We start from the raw sequence: 19,946 nt of genomic DNA, 5'->3' as shown, positions 1-19,946 counted from the left end.
CTGTCAAACAGGGCACGGCCAGGCGCAAAATGCCCTCGCATGAACCGTTTTAGAATGGCAGGAGCATTGCTTCCCAGTGCTGGAGTCAAATACCGGTCAACGGGCGTTCGCCAATTTGGACGCCCTATGTTTATCCTCGTCCAGAGTTTCGAAGACCTGCCGTTCGATTTTCTTTGCTTTACCCTCTAAAAGAGGGCAGCAGCTTTGGCCTCGACTGTAGTGACTGTCTGAAAATTCGTTTGCTCGTCATCCCGGCAGTCTTTAAGCCGGAATCCAGCCCAGCGAAAAACTTGGATTCCGACCTTCGTTGGAATGACGATCGGAGCTTAAGTGAACAGCATTGGCGCGAGCCCGCCTGGGACTCGAGCCGGAAAGACATTTCGAAAGGGAATGCCGAGGGCTTTGGTAGTTGACAGGCACGTCTTGAAATGGAGGGAGGCATGACAGTAGGAGAGTTTTGCACGAGGGAGGTCGTTGTTGTCGGGAAGCATAATAACATTGTGGAAGCGGCGCGTCTCATGCGGGATTACCATGTGGGGGACCTGGTTGTTGTGGAAAAAAAGAATGGCGAGCAGGTCCCGGTGGGGATTCTGACAGACCGGGATATAGTTGTCGGCGTCATTGCCGTTGAGCCGGACCGCATGCATTCCCTGCTGGTGGGAGATGTCATGAGCCTGGAGCTTATGATGGCTCAGGAGGATGAGAACCTTTCGGATGTTCTCAAACGAATGAGCTCGTCGGGCGTGCGTAGAATCCCGGTGATCAACAGAGCCGGAGGGCTTGAAGGAATCCTTTCCATCGATGACTGTATCGAACAGGTCTGTGAAGAGATGACGGATATGGTGAAGCTGATCACCGTACAGCGCAAACGTGAAAGCCTGCAGAGGTCCTGAAGCCGCGAGGTTGACCGGTTTTGGGGAGTGGATGCGTCCGGAAAGGTTTTTCAAGACGACGATTGAGGAGATGTGTTGATAACATGAGGGGGAAACCGGCATGATGGAACAAGATCTCAGACCTTTGCGGTCCATTCTGCTGAAACGCCGTAGAGAAGTTTTCGATCGGCTGCATCAATTTGAAGCCGATTGGCAAGCCTTGGGGGAACGCGACATCGAGATGGAGGAGGAAGCTCAGAAGGCGGATATCGTCACCCTTTACGATCGCCTGGATGAGCGGACAAAGGAAGAAATCGAGGCTATCGATCTGGCTCTTTGCAGGATGGCCGCAGGCAGTTACAGGATATGTGAGGAATGTGAAGCTCTCATCTCCTATGGGCGTCTGGAGGCGATTCCGGAGACACGGCTGTGTCTGGGGTGTGCCCGCCGCCATGACAAAAAGAGCAAAGGGCTGCGCCGGCCGCGCGAGCTCATGCCGTGTGCAGCTCTGCCGGAGGAATACCGGAATATGAGCGATGAGGAGCTGACAACCCTCATCGTGGAGCATCTCCGCAATGACGGAAGGGTAGACCTCGACGAGCTGACAATATCCTCCCGGAGGGGCATGGTCTATCTCGAAGGGCTCCTCCCCGATGAAGGAGAGCATCAGATCCTGCTTCAGATTCTCACTGATGTGATGGGGCTCACATCCGTCGTTGACCTGCTCGGGACAGATGAAGTCGCCTGGGAGCGGGAAGATCGAACCCCTCGCAGAGGACGGCCTGCACCGCCAGATGCAGAAGTCTCGGGAATCGGCAGTCGGGACTATACGGAGGATGTGCTCGAATCCATTGAAGAAGGAATCCCCTACAGTCCGCCCGAGGGTCCCATCCCTGAAAAAGAATAGCCGGCCTGTCCTGGAGTCCGTAGGAATGGAAGTCATAGAAACGGTGAAGCAATACTTTCCGTTTGTTTCGTGAAAGTCGTCTTTTTCATGCATTGTTGCCGGTGTCCCTTTCTAAAACGATGATGGGCACAGAAGCCATTTCCATTCAACGCGAGCGAAGGTTAAACCTTGAACCGAATGATGAAGCGATGTCATCGTCATTTCTGTCTCTGCGCCCTCAATGAAGATTTGGATCCTTGGATTTTTGCCGGAGGGCTGAAGCATGTCTCAGCGGACTCTATCCAGAATGATCCAGGAGCTGTTGGCATCGGCCGATATTGGCACTACCGGAGAACGGCCCTGGGATATTGAGATCCATAATGACGAATTTTATCGGAGATTGGTGAAAGGGGGGACGCTTGCTCTGGGGGAATCCTATATGGACGGCTGGTGGGATTGCCCCAGGCTGGATGAATTCTTTTTCAGAGCCCTGCGTGCTGAATTGTATGATAAGGCTGCTTTCAAAATCTGGTATTCAGACACGGTGAAAAGCCGACTCCTGAATCTGCAAAGGCCATCACGTGCCGGCAGAGATGTCCCTTACCATTACGATATTGGGAACGATCTTTATAAATGCATGCTGGGTGAGCTCATGATCTATAGCTGCGGGTATTGGGAAACGGCCTCAACACTGGAAGAAGCCCAGGAAGCCAAATTGGATCTTGTCTGCCGAAAGCTCGATTTGCACCCAGGCATGGAGCTCCTGGATATCGGGTGTGGGTGGGGGGGTGCTGCAAAATTTGCTGCCGAAAAATACCAGGTCAAAGTTGTGGGCATCACCATTTCAAAGAGGCAGGCCGAATACGCAAAAGAGCTGTGCCGTGGTCTTCCCGTGGACATTCGTTTGCAGGATTATCGAGACATCCATGGCGCCTTCGACCGCATTGTGTCCATCGGGATGTTTGAGCATGTGGGATACAAGAACTACGGTGCTTTTATGCGGATCGTCAGGAGCTGTTTGAAGGACGACGGACTCTTCCTGCTCCACACGATCGGGGGGAATACGTCGGTGAAGAGCACGGACCTTTGGATCGACCGCTATATTTTTCCTCATTCCATGCTGCCTTCAGCGGCGCAGATATGCTCCGCCACGGAGGGGTTGTTCGTATTGGAAGACTGGCACAGCTTCGGAAGCGACTATGACAAGACCCTCATGCACTGGTTTCAAAATTTCCATGACCACTGGCAGATGCTGAAGAAAAATTATGACGATCGATTCTACCGCATGTGGAAGTACTATCTGTTGTCCTGTGCCGGGGCTTTCAGAGCGAGATGTAACCAGCTGTGGCAAATAGTCCTTTCGCCTAGGGGAGTCCTTGGGGGCTACAAAGCACCACGGCATTCCTCTGACGACTGTTAAGCACAGCCGCAAAGAAAAAGGCGTGCTTTCCATCTCGTCATGCCGGCGAAAGCCGGCATCCAGTCATCTCTTGGGATTCCGGGTCAAGCCCGAAATAACGTTGTGCGTATCGGCAACTTCATTGTGTGGGGTTGTAGTAAGACCTGAGGCATGAACAGGAGCATCAGGCACATGAACGAGAATAAACAAGGGTTAGCGCGTCGCTGCGCTAACCCTTGAGAATGACTTCATGGTGCCGGAGGAGAGATCCGAAAAATGGTACTTAAGTCATTGAAATCATTAGATCCGACATGCTCAAAAATGCGGCTTTTTGACCCCAAAACGCAACCTATACGCAACCAGATTCAAGAATTTGCATTGAACATGAAAAGCGATTAGAATACGCACAATTTCCAAGGGATAGAGACGGATTAGCTACCCTTCTCGAAAAGCCCGGTTTCCTGGCCGGGTTTCCCCTGGATTCCTCCCAGGGCGCTTACAGGAGGCGCGGACGATGGCAGATGAAAGGGAAGACTTCCGGCTATGGTGGGAATACCTCAAACTGAGCGACGATTACCAAAAACTGTGTGAGTGGATTCGAGACGACGAGAATTTCAAATTCGATTGGGACATGCCGGGGGCGAACTATTCAACCCTATCGCCATTGGCCGACCTCGCTCTAATACCGAAGGCGCAATATTACCGAGTAAAGAAACTGTTCGTCAGCGTAAGCCAACATTTTATAGACGATCAAACGGGCCGATGGAGAACCTTCGATGATTCCACTGTAAACGGCTGGAACCCTCGTTTGCTCGTCACATATCAAACCTTCGGCGATGTCCATACGAACAATTTTGAGGAGTGGTGGGGGCGCGCGGAAGAGCGTTTGCGGCGTTTTCAAGAGCACGAATTCAAGGGGAAGATGCACATAATTGGAAAACTCACTGCGATGCAAAGGAAAGAGCTTGCGAGGGATTGCGCAAACCCATGCTTCACGGCCAAACGCTTGAGACGGGGAGAGTTACAGGATTACCTTGATGTGTTCCGGCTGCACGAACTGAACGGTTTCACCTGGCGGGAAATTGCGGCGGAATTCGAACGTTCGTTTGATGAGCATGAACAAAGAAAAATGCAGGATAAGCGCGACAAGGCTAAACGGATAATCCAGAATGCAGAACGCGGTGTTTTTCCTGGCGACTATCAAAAACAGGGGGGTGATAAATAAGAGCATTCGCTATTTATCAGGGTGACAGATAAGACCGGCCTCTTCTCTCTCACTGTTCACCAGCTATAGAAACCATAAAATTCTTGCATCACGAACATTCACAAAGAAAGGTGAACGCGATGCAAGAAAACCCTTCCTATTTATCCGCCCAAAAAATCAGCAAAGAGCTAGGGATTTCCGAGCGCAAGGTTTGGGACTTGATACATGACCCGGACCGACCGATCCCCCACTTTCGAATCGGAAAGAAAATCGTCCGTGTCCGAGCTGCGGACCTCCACAAGTGGATGGATGAGAATGCGCGCGTTGATGAATCGCGGGTTGACCGTCTTGTTGCTGAGGTGATGGGCCGATGAGCGAGCGGACCCCGATTTCCCTTTCCATCATTACCGCAACAAAACCCGAACGGCTATCAAAAGCCTTCCGGCGCGATGAACGCGGCGACCTGGAGAAACTGCCGGGTGGACAACTTGTCGAGGGTATCATTGAGCTTCGCGGCGTGTGCGTTTCTGGCTTCGCTTCCCTCCTGAAATCTCTTGGACCGCATCAGGCGCTCACATACGGGATTCCGGCACATGACCGGGCAAGGATCGTTACCGCTGAATCACTGCCCAAAACAGCAAATAACGGCGACTTACCGACCATCGCACGAACTCGGGAGCACCTTCGCTGGCCGGAAGGCGCGGGCATTTTGATGCTCGACTACGACCCCCAGGCTAACAAGAAACCGCTGACCCACGATGAATTGCGGAAGGCGCTTTATGGAGTTTGTCGCGAACTGGAGACGGCGCCGCACGTTTGGACGGCATCGGCATCGAGCTGCATTTGCGACCTGAAGACCGGGCAAGAACTCCGCGGGATCATGGGGCAGCGGGTCTATATCGCCGTGAAGGAGGCTTCCGACATTCCGAGGGCTGGACAAGTCCTTTTCGATCGGCTTTGGCTCGCGGGACATGGACGATTTGACGTTTCCAAGAGCGGGGCGCTTCTCGATAGGACGCTGATCGATGCTTCTGTCTGGCAACCGGAACGGCTTGATTTCGCAGGAGGGGCGGCTTGCGGGCCTGGACTCGAACAGCGCCGGCCGGACCCGATCGTTTACAACGAGGGCGGCACCTACCTGGACACCAGGACGGCATTGCCTGACCTGACACCGGATGAAAAGAAGCGGCTTGCAGAGCTCAAGAAGGCTGCACGGGCGACGGCGAAACCTGAAGCTGACCAGGCGCGGGAAACATGGGTTGAGGATCGGCTTGCGGCAATGGCGAAGGCGAATCCCGATCTTGACCGGGAACGGACCCGGGACGAACTGACACGGGCGGTTAAGGAAAAGCGGCTCTTCGGCGACTTTCAGATCCGCACAGAGAAACACGGCGTTTTGACCGTCGGACAGATCCTTGACAACCCAAAAAAGTACCACGGAATCCGCTGTCACGACCCGCTTGAGCCCGACTATGGAAATGACCCGCGAATTGGCCAAGTGAACCTACATGCGGCCGGGAAGCCCTACATTTGGAGCTTCGCACATGGCGGGCAACGTTACAGTCTTCACCGGGCCGTTACGACCGTTCGCATAGAAGGCGGCGAGCTGCAATCCATCACCGGGCGATGCCTGGAGCTCATGCGGCTTGATGGGACCATTTACGAGCGCGGCGGGGAACTCTGCCGGATAGCTGAGGGCAAACCCCATCCCTTGACCCCGGAGTGGTTGCGGTACTACCTGACGGGGCTGATTCGGTTCGAGAAATACGATTTCCGCGCTGACAAATGGCTCACGAAAGATTGCCCGGTTGACCTTGCAAAAACCATCCTGGCGGTGTCGGGCATGTGGGGGCTCCCGAGGCTGACCGGGATTATTAGCGCACCGGCAATCACCCCCGAGGGCCGCGTTATCGACCAAGAAGGGCACGACGAGGAAACCGGGCTTTACCTGGACTTTCCGGACCCGGACGGACGCTGGCGGGCCATTCCCGATAAGCCGACCGAATCTGAGTTGAAAGCGGCGGCGGGCAGCGTTTGGAAACCGTTTGAACTGTTCCCGTTCGTCGATTCAGTTTCACGCGGGGCAATGCTTGCGGCGACCCTAACGGCGTTGACGCGGCCGGTTCTTCCCACGGCACCGGGCTGTCTTTTAACCGCACCATCGGCCGGTTCCGGCAAGACCTTGCTGGCGCTTTGCTTGTCGGTAGTGGCCGGGCAGAACCCTGAAGTGTTTCCCAGGGCGAAAGATGACGACGAGCTCCGCAAGCGGTTACTTGCGGTTTGCCGGGGCGGTGCGGGCTGTATCATTTTCGACAACTTGAGCGGGCATGTTGAATCAGACTGTCTTTGTGCCTTTCTGACTTCTGAAACCCTCACGGACCGCGTGTTGGGTGCATCGAGTATTTTGAGCGTACCGACCAACAGCTTGACGCTTGCCACTGGCAACAACGTCGCCCTTGTCGGCGATTTGGGACGGCGGTTCATCACGGTTCGCATTGACCCGCGAATGGAAACACCTTGGACCCGTAGCTTTCCATTTGACCCGCTGGACTATTGCCGGACGCACCGCCTTGAGTTGATCCGGGCCGGGCTGATGCTGCTTCGCGGTTATTTGTCAAGCGGATACGAGAAACCAAAGGGACGACTCGCTTCTTTCGAAGTCTGGAGCGACTTCATACGCGGCTGCGTGCGCTGGATCGGCGGAAACGGATGGCTGGACGTGATAGACCCGGTTGAATCGATCACGAAGAATTTTGAAGTGGACCCGGAAACGAGCAAACTCGCGGCGCTTCTTGACGCATGGCATACGAATTTCGGGAAAGACGGAAAGACCGTCGCACAAGTTATCCGCACGGCAGAACAGGACAAAGATTCGGAACTTTGGGCCGCTCTGGATGAAATCGCGGGCGAGCGGGGCGTAATTAATCCCAGACGTTTTGGCCGCTGGATCGAAAAACACCAGGGGCGGATAGTTGAAGGCTTGCGCTTCTCCAAAGATGGAACCCGACAAAAAATCACGGTGTGGAAAGTGGGTTTAGTGGAATCTGTGGATGTTGCTAAACCCTTTATAGAAAACTGTCACGTGACATATTTATATAATGGGGGAAAACACACCCACCAAACACTCAAAACCCACCCTTCAACCTGTGCCGACTGCCTGAACTTCACGGCGAACCGATCCGATCCCAAAAATAAACCGGGCACCTGTCCCGAAGCAACGGACGGGAGATTCACCAAGATGCCGACCGATGGGGGCGATTGTCCCAAATTCAAGGCCGGGACACATAAAAGGGAGGCGGTTTGATGAAGATCCTATGCGACACCCGAGAACAACGGCCGTTTTCCTTCAAACGCTTTCCGGGGACCATCGTGGAGCGGACCGGGTTGAAGACCGGCGACTACTCGCTTGACGGGTATCAAGACCGGGTGGCGCTCGAACGGAAGGAATTGAACGACTTGATTTCATGCCTCATGCCTCCGAACCGGGCACGTTTTGAGCGGGAGCTTTGCCGAGCGCAATCGCTGGAATTCTTCGCGGTTTTGATCGAGGGGAGCATGGCCGACGTCCGGGACCATCGGTACACCAGCGGGATGAAATCGCATAGCGTCCTTCAATCAATCGCGGCGTTTTCGATTCGGTATCGCGTCCCCTTCATTTGGTGCGGCAGCCGGGCCGGGGCGGAATACATGGCCTTTTCCCTCCTGGAGAAGTTTCAAGCCGAGGACGAGAAGCGCACCGGACGACTTGAGAAAGGAACGGCGGTATGAAGATTCATTCAAAAGCTGGATGTGTTTGGGGGCGATACGGGCACCTGTGGGGTGGACCATATTACGGAACCGGGGACGCTCCTATCACATGTCTGGTATGTCAAGCCGTGATAGCGAAGCGGACCCGGCAGGGCAGAGGAAAGCGCAAGGGCAAAAAGTGAACCCTGGCAGGCGGCGGGCCTCCCAGGGCATGTGTAAAAGCACAACGAGAATTTAGCACAAAGAAGGGAACATAGACAATGAGCGTAATCGAATTTCCCGTAAAACCTTGGTACGAAAAGCTGTCATTGGAACGGGCTCAGAACGTCGCGCGGCTTGTGAGCTATGACGTGGAAAAGGCTCTTGAATCGTACCACGGCGGCGGCGGGATGAACTTCACACGACCGGACGACCGGCGGTTTAACATGACCTTTCTCCTGACCCATATCTTCTGCATGATGGAAGAGGACGACCCGCCTACCAGGTGGGAGGATTTACCCGAGCAGGTGCGGGACTTCTACACGAAAGCCTCGCGGCTGGAAGCGGACGACCAGCGGCGAAGTGGACCCGGCGATTTCCGATAGCTTAAGCACTGGCACTGGACCGACCAAAGCAAAGAAAGGACTCCGACAATGAAAGCAACCAATATCCCTTGCTACGTTTGGCGCGACAAAATTCAGAACTTCACCGGCAGATATGCGGTGTGGGGGCTTTCCGGGCAAGAAGACGCGGTTCGGTTGGACGATCACGGGCACGTGTGGGGCGTTTATCTCGACCACGGCACCCCAGGAGAAAAGCATATCGGCTTCATGTTTCATGTGAACGGCTTTTGGAAATATGAGGATGCAAGCGCACCGATGACCCTTGAAAAACTCACGGGAGGCTCACGAGTTTGGGAACGGCTGGCAGATATTTTCCCTCATTATCGGGAGTTTGGTCTTACCGGGGAAGAGCCGACATGCCAAACCTCGCCTAGAATGTGGGACATTTTTTCGGGCTATGGAGCCGGGACAAAGTGGGTAGGCACCCTGTACGGTGACAAGGGCAGTTTCAACTATTTGCCTATGGGCGTTTTGTTGTCGTCGATCTAAACCAGAGCGGGAAGCCGTTTATCCGGCTGCCTCCCAGATGACGCTTTTTGTAATAAAATTGTACCATTTCTATATGCTTTTTGATGTCAAATATTTGACGATCCATTTAAAAACATTGCTTAATCATGAGGGCACCTATGGCCATACGGCTGAAAACACTAGATGATGTGAGGCGGTACCTGGCAAATCTGATTAACCGGGTTGAACGGGGTGAAGTGGACCCGGCTATTTCCGGGCGCCTTGGATACCTGTGCAATATCCTATCGGGGGCAATCAAGGACGGCGAACTTGAACGGCGGCTTGAACAACTTGAGGAGCTTGTGGAAAAGCAGGAGGCGAACCGATGAACTTGAAAGACCGGCTCAAGCGGCTTGAACGGAAGATGGGCGAAGAAATGGAGGAATTCACACTGGACGATGGAACAACGGCGCGACTGCCGGCGGGGGCGGGCCTGGAAGCGTTTTGCGCGTGCATGGATAACGTCATGGCAAGCGGGACCGGGGCGCCACTTAAGCCCGTGCCCTACCGGGATGTTTTCCTGAAAGTATCCACTGAAAAGACACTCGACCTCGGGACGGTGATCCGGGGATTGCTAGAGACTGAGGACGCGGGCGATTAATCCCGGCCAGGAGGGGACCGGGTGATTTTCGAGACGTGTTTAGGTCTGCCCTGCCTCATAAAAATGGATTTTAGGGGGTAAATTCGAGGCCATTTTTTTAGGATTCCTCGCTTTCATCGTCCGGGCGATACTCAACCCCTTTATGCTCCCGAATGTAAGTCAGAAGAGCATTCACGATGAAATTGCTCAAGGTGCGGTTTTCCGACTTCGCCATGCCCTGGAGAAATTCCTTAAACTCCTTCGATGCTTTGAACCCGATCATTATTTTCATGCCTTTCCGTATAACAAAATTAAACCTTGTTGTAAATTCCTATTGACCATTGCGTTAAACGTAGTATATATCTAGTTTAACTATATGGCAACAAGGAAAGAAACCGATCAGGAGGGCAGTGAACATGAAGAGGATCATAAACGGACGGAGCTACAACACGGAAACGGCCACGCTTGTGGCAGAATACGATTCACCGCACGGCTGCACGGACTTTCACCACTATTCGGAAGGGCTATACCGGACCCGGAAAGGCTCTTGGTTTCTGTCGGGAGAGGGCGGGCCGATGTCGAAGTATTCCCGTCCATTGGGAAGCAATTCGTGGGGCGGTGGTGACGGTCTGGAGGTGCTGACGGCGGAAGAGGCGATGAGATGGCTTGAGGAGCATGATTTCACGGACGAATTGGAAGAGCATTTTAGCGACCAGATTGAGGAGGCATGACCATGACGAACCAAGAATTTGACGAAAGAATGGCTGCGGAGCGGCAACTTGTGAATGACATTTTGAAACCCTTTTACGGGCTCAAGTATTTACTGGACGGTGAAATGAAAATGGTCAGCTCTGCCGATATTGCCGTGCTCATGGGTATGGCGCTTGAACGGGCGGAAAGCCTGGCCGATGGCGGGCAGTTTATCGAAACAGCGGCGGGATAGGCTTCATGAAATGACCCACAAGCCCCCTTGGAAGCCGGGGGCTTTTTAAGGCGCGAGCAGATTACTTTGATTATCAGGAGGGCGGCACGCCATGAAAAAAAATTTCTTGCTTCGGGATATCCCGTCGGCACTCCACCGGGAGCTGAAACTTGCGGCGGTGCGGCAGCAAATCACCATGCGGGAGTTGATCTTGCGCCTTATGGCCGATCACGTTGAAAAGAGGGGGGCGGGACATGGGCGTTAAGGTGCGGGAGAAACCGGCAGGAAGCGGCGTTTGGTGGCTGTTCATCGACCACAACGGGCAGCGTAAGGCGAAGAAGGTAGGCACGGACAAAAAGCTTGCACTGGAGGCGGCGAAGAAGATCGAGGCTAAGTTGACGTTGAAAGAATTCTCGATCAACGAAGAAAAGCCCGTCATTCCCACATATGGCGATTATGCAAAGCTGTGGCTCGAAACTCAAATCAAACCTTTCAGGAAGCCGACCACATATGAACGCTATCATGGGCTTCACCGGGATTACATTCTTCCCAGGTTCGGGAAAACCTCAATCGATGAGATCAAGCGGAAGGACGTGCGGGGCTTCCTTTCCGACCTGCTTCAAACAAAGCTCAGTCACCGAAGCGTTGAATTCATCAAGGACGTGTTCAGCGGGCCTTTCAATCTTGCCATCGATGAAGAGGTGATCCCGGCGAACCCATGCACGGGCGTCTTGAAGCGGCTTGGAGTGAGAAGCGACCGAAGCGGCACGGCGGACGTTTACGACCGGGAAGAGGTTGCGGTTTTTCTGGAGACGGCGAAGCATGAGGAACCGGCATTTTATTCCCTGTTTCTCACTCTCTTTCGGACGGGCGTGAGATTGGGGGAAGCCCTGGCGCTGACCTGGAAGGAAATTGACTGGCGCGGTAGTTTCTTCATGGTGAAGCAGTCTTTCAGGCGTGGCCGGATCGACACCCCAAAGACGGGCAAAACAAGACGTGTAGATATGACGGACCAATTGCGGGAAACCTTGAAGGCTTACCGGGTGACAAAGCAGAAGGAAAGCATGGCAAAGGGCATTCCCGCGAGTGATTACGTCTTTTCCGAACGGACGGGGCAGCCCATTTCACAAAACACCCTCAGACACGCTTTCAAGCGAACATCCAGGAAGGCGGGCCTTCGAGAGATCCGCGTGCATGACTCCCGGCATTCCTACGCATCCATTCTCATCAGTGAAGGGACTCCCATTGCCTATGTGAAAGAGCAATTGGGACACGCTTCCATTCAGATGACCGTTGACCGATATGCCCACTGGATACCCTCGGGAAACCACATGGTGAACATCCTCGACTCGCAACCATCCGCAACCTATACGCAACCACTGAAAATAGAAAAGCCGTAACTCCTGAGAATTACGACTATATTTGGCCTATGGTGCCGGAGGAGAGAATCGAACTCTCACATCCTTGCGGATACTGGATTTTGAGTCCAGCGCGTCTACCAGTTCCACCACTCCGGCATTTCCGCGCGAATATAGACGGACACTGTTTGGGGTGTCAAGGAAAATCCATGAGGAAAAACTGAAATAAAACGGTTGACATTCATCCCGGTCTTTTGTATTGATACACGCACTTCGGGGCTGTAGCGCAGTTGGGAGCGCGCTTGAATGGCATTCAAGAGGTCAGGGGTTCGACTCCCCTCAGCTCCACCAGAAAAAAGAGGGCTTGAGAAGATGATTCTCAGGCCCTTTTGTTTTCGATGAAATTCTGATGTGGCGGCAGAGAGTGATCTTCTCTAAATGCCTAACGTGAAGTGATACCAGGAATTCCTGTCGACGTGGGGGGCTGGGGGAGAAAAACCTCCGGCTACCCCATCAGCCTCTCCTTTTTGATCTGAGCTCTTCTTTGATGCGCTCTGCCACAAAGACTTTCAGCAACGATTGGTACGGAATATCCCATTCAAAGCCGGTGCATGCCGATAGTTTCTCAGGATCCACAGCTTCTCGCCTCGCCTGTGCCTTTATTCCAATCCTGTGTAATGATCATCCCATACAAAATTCAAGGGGTTTGGGAGGTGGTGCGACTCTGCTGCCGCCAAATGTGACAATCAGCAGTGATCATGTACTCAAGAATGCGCAGTCCATCTCGCGCTCCTCAATCCAGAGCATGATCCACTGCCCGAAGGGCATGGATTCTTGTCGTATCCAGGAGCGGAATTCCGCAGTCTTCGCTGCCCATCAGCATGGGGATCTCCGTACATCCAAGGATGATGCCTTGGGCTCCCCGTGCCCCCAGTTCTTCAATGACACCCTTGAATGCATTTCTGGACGATGGCTTGACCACCCCCTTGCACAGTTCATTGAAGATGACGTCATTGATCATTCCACGTTTCTCGTCGGGAGGAATGAGGACTGACAGTCCAAACTTTTGGGCCAGGCGCTCTCTGTAAAAATCTTCTTCCATGGTGTAACGCGTCCCCAGAAGGCCGACCCTGGTCAGTCCCTTCCCGACAATTGCATCGCCCGTGGCATCCGCGATGTGGATGAAGGGGACCTGGACCGCAGTTTCAATCCTGTCGGCAACCTTGTGGACGGTATTGGTACAAAGGAGGACGAGATCGGCGCCGCCGGCCTCCAGAGTCCTGGCGATTGCTGCAACGCGGTCTCCGATCCTATCCCACTTTCCTTCCCGCATCAGGCTCTCCACTTCGCCAAAATCAACGGAATACATCAAAATTTTGCCGGAATGGAATCCTCCAAGTCTCCGGCTCACTTCCTGGTTGATGATGCGGTAGTACTCAACGGTTGATTCCCAGGACATGCCGCCGATCAAACCGATAGTCTTCATGCCTCCTGCAGCCTCCTCATGAAAGTTTCTTTAGAATGCATTTCCCGGTTCCTCCAAGCCTCCAAGCTCTTTTTTCCCTTGCCTTGCCAGTATACTTCCTATTGACTGCCAATCAAAACGCATCTCTCGCTTTTTCGTGGTATAATTCGCAATTGTTTGATCGTTAGAAAGCCTGCTGCATGGGTCTGCAATTAAAGTCCGGGCGGCTTGCTTCACCAGGGAGACAAACGGGCATGCGGAAGTCAATGACTCTCGAGTCCATTCTCTTTGGAAGCTGACCGGTATGGAATAAAGAGTCAATTTTTACCGCGAGGATTACGGCGATGTCACAAGAGATCAAGCCTGCCGTCCGTAAAGAAGAGGTTTTCGATAAGCTGGAAATTCGGGTTGGGAGAGTCATCGAGGTAGAAATGGAGCCGTCCGCACCGAAGCCAAGTTATAAAATGCTCATCGACTTCGGTAAGTTTGGAAGGCGTGTCAGTGTGGGGCGTTTTACCCGGCATCCCATGGTAGAGGTAAAGGGCAGGCTCGTAGTGGGAGTGCTGAATTTTGAGCCCAGACCCATTGGGAATGTGATTTCCGAGGTTTTGGTGCTGGGGGTGCAGTTCCCGAAAGCGGAGAGCGGTGAGGCGACCTTCGTCTCCCCGATGGCCAATGCTAAGGTCGGAAGCAAACTGTTCTAAGTGGCAGAGGAAAACGGTGCACTTCTCCTTGAGTGCCGCATTGGAGGCTGAGCTTAAAAGGGGATGGGTGATATGTTCCAAAAACTGAGCGGGTGTTCCGGAAACGTCATTGGATTCAAGATCGGAGACCACATTACAGCCGAAGATGTGCTCACCATGAGCAGCATTATGGCGGACGCTATTGCTGCATCGGGAAAGATTCGGCTTCTGATCGAGATCGAAGGCTTCCGCCACATGGATGTAGAAGCACTCCTGGAAAAACTGAAGTTTGCCCGGGATCACTCCGAGGATATTGAACGGATGGCGGTTGTGAGTGATCGAACGTGGATCAAGGCCTGGCTGAAGGTGGGCGGCCTCTTTACGCACGCAGAGGGGGAGCATTTCAATCGATCCGACATGGAAGCTGCCTGGGATTGGATTCGTTCCTGATAGAGCACTGGCCCCGTAATGGGAGCAGGCTCGAGAAGACCAGATCCCCAATCATCGTGAATGATGATGCCTTGGGACGGCTACCGCTGGACGTGAGCTTGCCCCTCACGCATTGGAAAATCAGTCCCCGCAGCCTTCCAGCGGAGCTTGCCTGTCGGGCGATGGCGGGGATGTCTTGGGGATGAAGAAGGGATATACATGCTGTTGAGAAAATTGTCCGCCAGGCAGTTGGAGGCCATCGAAAAGCGGTTCCGTGCCGGCAAAGTGACGGATAAGGACGTTGAACATCTGATTTTTACGGTTCGTGCTTTCCTGGAAGAAAAGCCCCGGAGGGCGGAACCCACGCAACCCGTGAAGCGCTCCTCCGAAAGCGGGACGGTGCCGGTTGCTCCTGCCGTCGGTCGTGGGACCGCCACGGTGCAGGTTTTTACCGATGGAGCCTGCGAGGGCAACCCGGGGCCGGGAGGATGGGGGGCCATCGTGCGGATGAACGGAACGGAGAAGGAGCTTTCGGGAGGAGAGCGCCACACCACCAACAACCGCATGGAGCTCAGCGCCGCCATAGAGGCTTTGAAAATCCTGCCGCCATCTTCCCGGGTGGTGCTTACGACGGATTCCCAGTACGTCCAGAAGGGCATCACTCAATGGATCAAGAACTGGAAGAGGAACGGATGGATCAACGCGGCCAAAGAGCCGGTCAAAAATGCCGACCTGTGGAGAGAATTGGATGCCCTCTGCAGTGAGCATTCCGTCGAATGGCGATGGGTGAGGGGACACGCAGGGCATGCCGAGAATGAGCGCTGTGATGCACTGGCGCGGGAGGCCATCAGTAAGGCCCGGAGATGATGAATTCCGAATGTTGGAAAATAGCTGCTGGAGTGCTGAAAGTGCTCACCCTGCGGGGCATTGACCGCCGGAGATCGCATCTTAGTTTGTCGGCGTTAAAGAGCATTTCATCGGCATTCAAACACCACGAAAACAAATACGAAAGAGGAGGAATTTATGGCCGATACGCCAAAGGGTGCCATTTTGCAGAAAGATAAAACGACATACGCCATTGTGCCGAGGACGCCTGCGGGGCTGGTGACCGCCGATATCCTCGAGAATATCGCCAAAGTGGTTCGCAAGTACGAGATCTCCGTCGTCAAGATCACTTCCGGTCAGCGCATGGCCCTCGTGGGAATCAAGGGCGAGGATGTCGATGCCGTATGGAAAGAGCTCCAAATGGACGTGGGACAGGCCACGGAGCTGTGTGTCCATTATTCGCAGGCATGTCCCGGGACGGCGGTCTGCAAGTTTGGTGTTCAGGATTCCCTTGGCTTGGGCCTCGAGCTGGAAAAAATGTACGAGGGGATGCAATTCCCCTCCAAAGTGAAGTTCGGCGTTTCCGGCTGCCCCATCTGCTGCGGCGAAAGCTTTGTCAGGGACATTGGCGTTCTCGGCAAAAAGAACGGGTGGACGCTCATCCTGGGAGGTCATTCGGGTGGCCGTCCTCGCATTGGGGACGTGGTTGCCGAAGATCTCACCACGGAGCAGGTGCTGGCTCTCGTCAAACGCTCCCTGGAATATTTCAAGGAAAACGCCAAAAAGAAGGAGCGTATTTCCGCATTCATTGACCGCGTCGGGGTCGATACCGTGAAAAAAGCGGTGCTGTAGCACGCCTGTGATTGCCTTTCCCATCTTCAGTAATTAATTCAAGTGAAAGTTTTTTGTTCGATCCCTGTATCCGTCGCTATCAATTAGAGGAGAACCATCATGGCTTATACATGTAAAACTTGCGGCGCCGTAGCGGAAGAACCCGGTCATCTCTGCAACCCCTGTGGAGACAAGAAGAAGTGCAGCTTTTGCGGAGCCCCGGCGGTGGATACCGCTCATATGTGCAAAGACAAACTGGCAGCCATGAAATATGTCTGTGAAGGGTGTGGACGTGTGGCCATGGAAGCGGGCCACTTGTGCAAGGCAAAACCCATTGGATGATTTGAATGTTTTCAATACTGGAATGATGGACTTGCCGGGACAACGGCAGAGCCGGAATCAGAGGGCGAAGCCCGTGGGGATGATAACCATCTTGCCGGGCTTCGCCTGAGGAAGCCCATCCTCCCCTCCCATGAAGCATGCACTTTCTGAAAAATATCCTTCCATCTGACTCTCATTCGCTTTACCATCAACACGAAACGGTTTTACCCTCAATGTCAAACGGAGCGCGGCGATAACACTGCGAACCGCCTCTGCAGGTGCCCTGCCGTCGGGACTGATCTGACCGGGCGGGGTGCAGGGATTCGTTCTTTCTTAGGGGAGGTCTCTTATGACGCAAAAGCATGAGCCAGGTGAATGTCGGTGCTCCCGGGGACTGACGCGGCGGGGATTTCTTTCGACGGTGGGCGCCGGGGTCGCTGTGGCCTCGGCGGCCGGAAAGCTGGCTGCTCAACCGGCTGCATCCCAGGGAGCGGATGTCCTTCCTTCTGCCGAGATGACCCCCATCACCCTCAACATCAACGGGCGCACCCATCGGCTCCTCGTGGAGCCCCGATGGTCCCTCCTTTTCGTCCTGCGGGAACGCCTCGGGCTGACGGGAACGAAGGTCGGCTGTGAACGCGGCGAATGCGGGGCCTGCACGGTGCTCATGGACGATCTTCCCCGTTATGCCTGCATGACGCTGGCCGTCGAAGCTCAGGGAAGTGAAATTACCACCCTGGAAGGGCTCATGCGTGGGGAGGAGCTCGGGGGCGTCCAGCAGGCGTTCGTGGAGGAGGACGCATTTCAATGTGGCTACTGTACTCCCGGCCAGATCATGGCGGTGGAGGGCCTCCTGCGCGCCCATCCGGAGCCCTCCCAGGAGGAAATCCAGATGGGCTTGAGCGGCAACCTGTGCCGCTGCGGAGCCTATGTGCACATTTTCAAAGCGGCGGGGCGTGCAGCCCAGCTCAAGCGCGGTCAGTGAGGTGAGCCATGTCGAAGAAGGAGATTTACGCCGTGAAAGGGCTTTCGGTTCCCGAAACTCCTGCCTCCGCGCAGGAACCGAAGCCCTGGAAACAGACCCAGATGGTCGGCAAGGGAATCCCGCGCGTGGATGCTTACGAACGGGTGAGCGGCACGGCGGTATACCCGTCGGATGTTCTGCTCCCGGATATGATTTACGGGGCCGTTCTGCGGTGCCCCCATCCCCACGCCCAGGTGAAGAAGGTGGATGTGGAGGCGGCGAGCAAAATGCCGGGCGTGCGGGCCGTCATTACCGGTGATACGCCGGAAGCCCGTGTGGAGTGGACCTACTCCAAAGAGGCCAGGTCATCCCTTTTTGACCCCCACTGCCGTTTCGAGGGGGAGCCCGTGGCGGCGGTCGCCGCTGAAACCCCCTACCAGGCCGAGGATGCGTTGCGGGCTATCCGCGTCGAATACGACGTTCTGCCGTTTGTGGTGGATGAGCGGGATGCCCTGAAGGAGAACGCCCCCTCTGTCCACGGGGCCGGCAATGTGCTGAAGACGGAAAAGTACGAGCGCGGGCAGGTGGATCGCGGCTTTCGGGAAGCCGATGTGGTGCTGGAAGAAAACTACCGGACCGAGTGCCAGCTGCACACGCCCATGGAGCTGCACGGCTGCGTGGCTAAATGGGACGGGGACCGTTTGACCCTCTGGGAATCGACTCAGGGCGTCTATGCGGTCCAGGCCGAAGTGGCCGAGGTCCTGAAGCTTCCCCTTTCCAAGGTGCGGGTGGTGGGCCATTATATGGGAGGCGGCTTCGGAAGCAAGCTCAAGGCGGGCAAGTACACCGTCATCGCGGCCCTCCTGGCGAAAAAGTCCGCCCGTCCTGTCAAGCTTTTCCTGACCCGGGAAGAAACGTACCTGGCTGTTGGCAACCGACCTCCCAACAACATGCGGCTCAAAGCGGGTGTGAAGAAGGACGGAACACTCACGGCCCTCGATTTTTCCTGCACCGGCACGGGAGGAGCCTATCCCTCGGGAGGGACGTCCCTCGTGGACTGGCTCGTGCGGGACCTCTACAAGTGTCCCAACGTCCGGACGGAATGCACCGACATCGCCATCCACACCGGCCCGGCCCGGCCCTTCCGTGCTCCCGGCCATCCCCAGGGAGCGTGGGTTTTGGAGCAGATGATGGATGCCCTGGCCGAAGCCATCAAAATGGATCCGGTGGAATTGCGCCTGAAAAACATCCCCAATTTCAGCCAGGGCAAGGAGGGCAATCCCCCTTACTCCTCGACGGGTTTGAAGCAATGCCTGGAAGAAGGGGCCAAAGCGTTCCAGTGGAAGGTCGCCCGAAGCAAGGCCCTGGCGCCCGGGGAAACGGGGCGCATCAAGCGTGGCGTGGGGATGGCGAGCTGCCTCTGGGTGGTGGGAGGCGGATGGCCACCCTCGACGGTCATCTTGAAGCTTTTTCCCGACGGCAGCTTGAACCTGAACATGGGGGCAAGCGATATCGGGACGGGTACGAAAACGGTCATGGCCCTGGTGGCCGCTGAAGAACTGGGAATCCCCCTGGGCAAGATTGAGATTGAGCACGCCGACACGGGGACCACCCAGTACGCCACCCCCAGCGGCGGAAGCAAGACCGTGCCGACGGAAGCCCCCACGGTGCGGGCTGCCGCCATCAGCGTCAAGCAACAGCTGCTGGAGATGGCCTCTAAAGAGTTGAAGCTGGATGCGGCTTCCCTGGTCTTCCAGGAGGGGAGCATTGCGCCTGCCAAAGACCCTTCCAAATCCGTCAAGATTACCGATCTTTCCGAGCTCAAGAAGCGCGGTGTCGTGGTGGGAATCGGATACCGGGGACCCAACCCGGAAAATAAGGCTATCATCCCCTTTGCAGCCCAGTTCTGCGAAGTGGAAGTGAACACGAAAACGGGTGAGGTGAAAATCCTTCGCTTTGTCAGCACCAACGACAGTGGTCGTGTCATGGACCGTTTGACCTATGACAGCCAGGTCATCGGGGGAATCACCATGGGAATCGGGCTGGCCATGACGGAATATCGGGTATTGGACCGGGACCAGACGGGCAGAATGCTCAACCGGAACTGGCACGACTACAAGCTCCCCACGGCCCTGGATGTGCCCCTGGAGATGACCTCCCTCCCGGTTGACCGCGAAGATTCCCAGGCCAATTCAGTGGGCGCCAAGGGGCTGGGAGAGCCCGTGACCATCCCCACCGCTCCGGCCATCGCCAATGCCGTGTACAATGCCACGGGCATCCGCATCACGGAAACACCCATCAGCCCTGAAAGGCTCTGCCGCCTGTTGGCGGAGAAGCGAAAGGAGGGATGA

The 19,946-nt window shown here is 55.0% G+C and carries 24 protein-coding genes and 2 tRNA genes; 23 read left to right on the top strand and 3 right to left on the bottom strand.

What is annotated here, in order from left to right; all coding sequences use genetic code 11:
* Positions 1-440 precede the first annotated feature (440 nt).
* The 11 genes from MWC30_RS16530 (at position 441) to MWC30_RS16480 (ending at position 9,818) form a co-directional block, all read left to right on the top strand.
* A complete protein-coding gene (locus tag MWC30_RS16530; RefSeq protein ID WP_244085304.1) occupies positions 441-893 on the top strand; it encodes a CBS domain-containing protein in 453 nt (150 codons plus the stop codon).
* 100 nt (positions 894-993) lie between these two features.
* Entirely contained in the window at positions 994-1,779 is a 786-nt protein-coding gene (locus MWC30_RS16525; protein WP_244085303.1) for a TraR/DksA C4-type zinc finger protein, read from the top strand.
* A gap of 262 nt (positions 1,780-2,041) precedes the next feature.
* Positions 2,042-3,178: a cyclopropane fatty acyl phospholipid synthase gene (gene cfa / locus MWC30_RS16520; RefSeq protein ID WP_244085302.1), complete on the top strand. Its 1,137-nt coding sequence runs from the start codon at positions 2,042-2,044 to the stop codon at positions 3,176-3,178.
* Between the two features lie 493 nt (positions 3,179-3,671).
* A complete protein-coding gene (locus tag MWC30_RS16515; RefSeq protein ID WP_244085301.1) occupies positions 3,672-4,382 on the top strand; it encodes a hypothetical protein in 711 nt (236 codons plus the stop codon).
* 119 nt (positions 4,383-4,501) lie between these two features.
* A complete protein-coding gene (locus MWC30_RS16510; RefSeq protein ID WP_244085300.1) occupies positions 4,502-4,735 on the top strand; it encodes an AlpA family transcriptional regulator in 234 nt (77 codons plus the stop codon).
* Positions 4,732-7,665: a hypothetical protein gene (locus MWC30_RS16505; RefSeq protein WP_244085299.1), complete on the top strand. Its 2,934-nt coding sequence runs from the start codon at positions 4,732-4,734 to the stop codon at positions 7,663-7,665. Before MWC30_RS16510 ends, MWC30_RS16505 begins: the two co-directional genes overlap by 4 nt.
* Positions 7,665-8,129 carry an ERCC4 domain-containing protein gene (locus MWC30_RS16500; protein WP_244085298.1) on the top strand — a complete coding sequence of 155 codons (465 nt, stop codon included), beginning with the start codon at positions 7,665-7,667 and terminating at the stop codon, positions 8,127-8,129. Before MWC30_RS16505 ends, MWC30_RS16500 begins: the two co-directional genes overlap by 1 nt.
* Positions 8,130-8,368: 239 nt before the next feature.
* The gene (locus tag MWC30_RS16495) at positions 8,369-8,692 is read left to right on the top strand and encodes a hypothetical protein (RefSeq protein ID WP_244085297.1); all 324 of its coding nucleotides are present in this window, start codon (positions 8,369-8,371) and stop codon (positions 8,690-8,692) included.
* A 48-nt stretch (positions 8,693-8,740) separates the two neighbouring features.
* Positions 8,741-9,199 carry a hypothetical protein gene (locus tag MWC30_RS16490; RefSeq protein WP_244085296.1) on the top strand — a complete coding sequence of 153 codons (459 nt, stop codon included), beginning with the start codon at positions 8,741-8,743 and terminating at the stop codon, positions 9,197-9,199.
* 137 nt (positions 9,200-9,336) lie between these two features.
* Complete coding sequence (locus MWC30_RS16485) at positions 9,337-9,546, top strand: hypothetical protein (RefSeq protein WP_244085295.1); 210 nt, start codon at positions 9,337-9,339, stop codon at positions 9,544-9,546.
* On the top strand, positions 9,543-9,818 hold the full coding sequence (locus MWC30_RS16480; RefSeq protein WP_244085294.1) for a hypothetical protein: 276 nt from the start codon (positions 9,543-9,545) through the stop codon (positions 9,816-9,818). The genes MWC30_RS16485 and MWC30_RS16480 overlap by 4 nt, the downstream gene beginning before the upstream one ends.
* A 97-nt stretch (positions 9,819-9,915) precedes the next feature.
* On the opposite strand, the gene MWC30_RS16475 is transcribed toward MWC30_RS16480, so the two are convergent.
* Entirely contained in the window at positions 9,916-10,089 is a 174-nt protein-coding gene (locus MWC30_RS16475; RefSeq protein WP_244085293.1) for a hypothetical protein, read from the bottom strand.
* A 124-nt stretch (positions 10,090-10,213) separates the two neighbouring features.
* Here MWC30_RS16475 and MWC30_RS16470 point away from each other — a divergent pair, with 124 nt between their 5' ends.
* The 4 genes from MWC30_RS16470 to MWC30_RS16455 all read left to right on the top strand — a co-directional run bounded on the left by MWC30_RS16470 (position 10,214) and on the right by MWC30_RS16455 (position 12,119).
* Entirely contained in the window at positions 10,214-10,528 is a 315-nt protein-coding gene (locus MWC30_RS16470; RefSeq protein ID WP_244085292.1) for a hypothetical protein, read from the top strand.
* A 2-nt stretch (positions 10,529-10,530) separates the two neighbouring features.
* Positions 10,531-10,740, top strand: a complete 210-nt coding sequence (locus MWC30_RS16465) for a hypothetical protein (RefSeq protein ID WP_244085291.1) — start codon at positions 10,531-10,533, stop codon at positions 10,738-10,740.
* A gap of 91 nt (positions 10,741-10,831) precedes the next feature.
* Positions 10,832-10,984, top strand: a complete 153-nt coding sequence (locus tag MWC30_RS16460; RefSeq protein ID WP_244085290.1) for a hypothetical protein — start codon at positions 10,832-10,834, stop codon at positions 10,982-10,984.
* The gene (locus tag MWC30_RS16455; protein ID WP_244085289.1) at positions 10,974-12,119 is read left to right on the top strand and encodes a site-specific integrase; all 1,146 of its coding nucleotides are present in this window, start codon (positions 10,974-10,976) and stop codon (positions 12,117-12,119) included. The genes MWC30_RS16460 and MWC30_RS16455 overlap by 11 nt, the downstream gene beginning before the upstream one ends.
* Before the next feature lie 30 nt (positions 12,120-12,149).
* Here MWC30_RS16455 and MWC30_RS16450 read toward each other — a convergent pair.
* Positions 12,150-12,236 (bottom strand) — tRNA-Leu (locus tag MWC30_RS16450).
* Between the two features lie 116 nt (positions 12,237-12,352).
* Here MWC30_RS16450 and MWC30_RS16445 point away from each other — a divergent pair.
* Positions 12,353-12,428 (top strand) — tRNA-Ala (locus MWC30_RS16445).
* Between the two features lie 442 nt (positions 12,429-12,870).
* On the opposite strand, the gene MWC30_RS16440 is transcribed toward MWC30_RS16445, so the two are convergent.
* Positions 12,871-13,563, bottom strand: coding sequence for an aspartate/glutamate racemase family protein (locus MWC30_RS16440; protein WP_244085288.1), 693 nt, complete (start codon positions 13,561-13,563; stop codon positions 12,871-12,873).
* A gap of 323 nt (positions 13,564-13,886) precedes the next feature.
* Between MWC30_RS16440 and MWC30_RS16435 the strand changes: the two genes are divergently transcribed.
* From MWC30_RS16435 to MWC30_RS16405, 7 genes are all read left to right on the top strand, one after another.
* Complete coding sequence (locus tag MWC30_RS16435; RefSeq protein WP_244085287.1) at positions 13,887-14,246, top strand: hypothetical protein; 360 nt, start codon at positions 13,887-13,889, stop codon at positions 14,244-14,246.
* Between the two features lie 72 nt (positions 14,247-14,318).
* On the top strand, positions 14,319-14,675 hold the full coding sequence (locus tag MWC30_RS16430) for an STAS/SEC14 domain-containing protein (RefSeq protein WP_244085286.1): 357 nt from the start codon (positions 14,319-14,321) through the stop codon (positions 14,673-14,675).
* Positions 14,676-15,092: 417 nt separating this feature from the next.
* Positions 15,093-15,521, top strand: a complete 429-nt coding sequence (rnhA, locus tag MWC30_RS16425; protein ID WP_368860873.1) for a ribonuclease HI — start codon at positions 15,093-15,095, stop codon at positions 15,519-15,521.
* 156 nt (positions 15,522-15,677) lie between these two features.
* Positions 15,678-16,331, top strand: coding sequence for an NAD(P)/FAD-dependent oxidoreductase (locus MWC30_RS16420; RefSeq protein WP_244085284.1), 654 nt, complete (start codon positions 15,678-15,680; stop codon positions 16,329-16,331).
* Positions 16,332-16,430: 99 nt separating this feature from the next.
* Positions 16,431-16,652 (top strand): hypothetical protein, encoded by a 222-nt coding sequence (locus MWC30_RS16415; RefSeq protein WP_244085283.1) that lies wholly within the window; start codon positions 16,431-16,433, stop codon positions 16,650-16,652.
* A 328-nt stretch (positions 16,653-16,980) separates the two neighbouring features.
* Complete coding sequence (locus MWC30_RS16410; protein WP_244085282.1) at positions 16,981-17,616, top strand: (2Fe-2S)-binding protein; 636 nt, start codon at positions 16,981-16,983, stop codon at positions 17,614-17,616.
* Positions 17,617-17,624: 8 nt separating this feature from the next.
* Positions 17,625-19,946 carry a xanthine dehydrogenase family protein molybdopterin-binding subunit gene (locus MWC30_RS16405; protein WP_244085281.1) on the top strand — a complete coding sequence of 774 codons (2,322 nt, stop codon included), beginning with the start codon at positions 17,625-17,627 and terminating at the stop codon, positions 19,944-19,946.

The sequence above is a fragment of the Desulforhabdus sp. TSK genome, from assembly GCF_022836495.1.
In the GTDB taxonomy this organism is placed as follows: domain Bacteria; phylum Desulfobacterota; class Syntrophobacteria; order Syntrophobacterales; family Syntrophobacteraceae; genus Desulforhabdus.
The sequence above is the reverse complement of the archived record's forward strand: the minus strand, read 5'-3'. Positions and strand labels throughout refer to the sequence as shown.

What these genes read in the sequence shown, in the direction of transcription:
- MWC30_RS16415 (WP_244085283.1), top strand. Translation starts at nt 16,431, where the DNA reads ATGGCTTATACATGTAAAACTTGCGGCGCCGTAGCGGAAGAACCCGGT.
- cfa (WP_244085302.1), top strand. Translation starts at nt 2,042, where the DNA reads ATGTCTCAGCGGACTCTATCCAGAATGATCCAGGAGCTGTTGGCATCG.
- MWC30_RS16490 (WP_244085296.1), top strand. Translation starts at nt 8,741, where the DNA reads ATGAAAGCAACCAATATCCCTTGCTACGTTTGGCGCGACAAAATTCAG.
- MWC30_RS16440 (WP_244085288.1), bottom strand. Translation starts at nt 13,563, where the DNA reads ATGAAGACTATCGGTTTGATCGGCGGCATGTCCTGGGAATCAACCGTT.
- MWC30_RS16420 (WP_244085284.1), top strand. Translation starts at nt 15,678, where the DNA reads ATGGCCGATACGCCAAAGGGTGCCATTTTGCAGAAAGATAAAACGACA.
- MWC30_RS16530 (WP_244085304.1), top strand. Translation starts at nt 441, where the DNA reads ATGACAGTAGGAGAGTTTTGCACGAGGGAGGTCGTTGTTGTCGGGAAG.
- MWC30_RS16525 (WP_244085303.1), top strand. Translation starts at nt 994, where the DNA reads ATGATGGAACAAGATCTCAGACCTTTGCGGTCCATTCTGCTGAAACGC.
- MWC30_RS16410 (WP_244085282.1), top strand. Translation starts at nt 16,981, where the DNA reads ATGACGCAAAAGCATGAGCCAGGTGAATGTCGGTGCTCCCGGGGACTG.
- MWC30_RS16505 (WP_244085299.1), top strand. Translation starts at nt 4,732, where the DNA reads ATGAGCGAGCGGACCCCGATTTCCCTTTCCATCATTACCGCAACAAAA.
- MWC30_RS16470 (WP_244085292.1), top strand. Translation starts at nt 10,214, where the DNA reads ATGAAGAGGATCATAAACGGACGGAGCTACAACACGGAAACGGCCACG.
- MWC30_RS16500 (WP_244085298.1), top strand. Translation starts at nt 7,665, where the DNA reads ATGAAGATCCTATGCGACACCCGAGAACAACGGCCGTTTTCCTTCAAA.
- MWC30_RS16510 (WP_244085300.1), top strand. Translation starts at nt 4,502, where the DNA reads ATGCAAGAAAACCCTTCCTATTTATCCGCCCAAAAAATCAGCAAAGAG.
- MWC30_RS16435 (WP_244085287.1), top strand. Translation starts at nt 13,887, where the DNA reads ATGTCACAAGAGATCAAGCCTGCCGTCCGTAAAGAAGAGGTTTTCGAT.
- MWC30_RS16405 (WP_244085281.1), top strand. Translation starts at nt 17,625, where the DNA reads ATGTCGAAGAAGGAGATTTACGCCGTGAAAGGGCTTTCGGTTCCCGAA.
- MWC30_RS16475 (WP_244085293.1), bottom strand. Translation starts at nt 10,089, where the DNA reads ATGAAAATAATGATCGGGTTCAAAGCATCGAAGGAGTTTAAGGAATTT.
- MWC30_RS16495 (WP_244085297.1), top strand. Translation starts at nt 8,369, where the DNA reads ATGAGCGTAATCGAATTTCCCGTAAAACCTTGGTACGAAAAGCTGTCA.
- MWC30_RS16455 (WP_244085289.1), top strand. Translation starts at nt 10,974, where the DNA reads ATGGGCGTTAAGGTGCGGGAGAAACCGGCAGGAAGCGGCGTTTGGTGG.
- MWC30_RS16480 (WP_244085294.1), top strand. Translation starts at nt 9,543, where the DNA reads ATGAACTTGAAAGACCGGCTCAAGCGGCTTGAACGGAAGATGGGCGAA.
- MWC30_RS16460 (WP_244085290.1), top strand. Translation starts at nt 10,832, where the DNA reads ATGAAAAAAAATTTCTTGCTTCGGGATATCCCGTCGGCACTCCACCGG.
- MWC30_RS16515 (WP_244085301.1), top strand. Translation starts at nt 3,672, where the DNA reads ATGGCAGATGAAAGGGAAGACTTCCGGCTATGGTGGGAATACCTCAAA.
- MWC30_RS16430 (WP_244085286.1), top strand. Translation starts at nt 14,319, where the DNA reads ATGTTCCAAAAACTGAGCGGGTGTTCCGGAAACGTCATTGGATTCAAG.
- MWC30_RS16485 (WP_244085295.1), top strand. Translation starts at nt 9,337, where the DNA reads ATGGCCATACGGCTGAAAACACTAGATGATGTGAGGCGGTACCTGGCA.
- MWC30_RS16465 (WP_244085291.1), top strand. Translation starts at nt 10,531, where the DNA reads ATGACGAACCAAGAATTTGACGAAAGAATGGCTGCGGAGCGGCAACTT.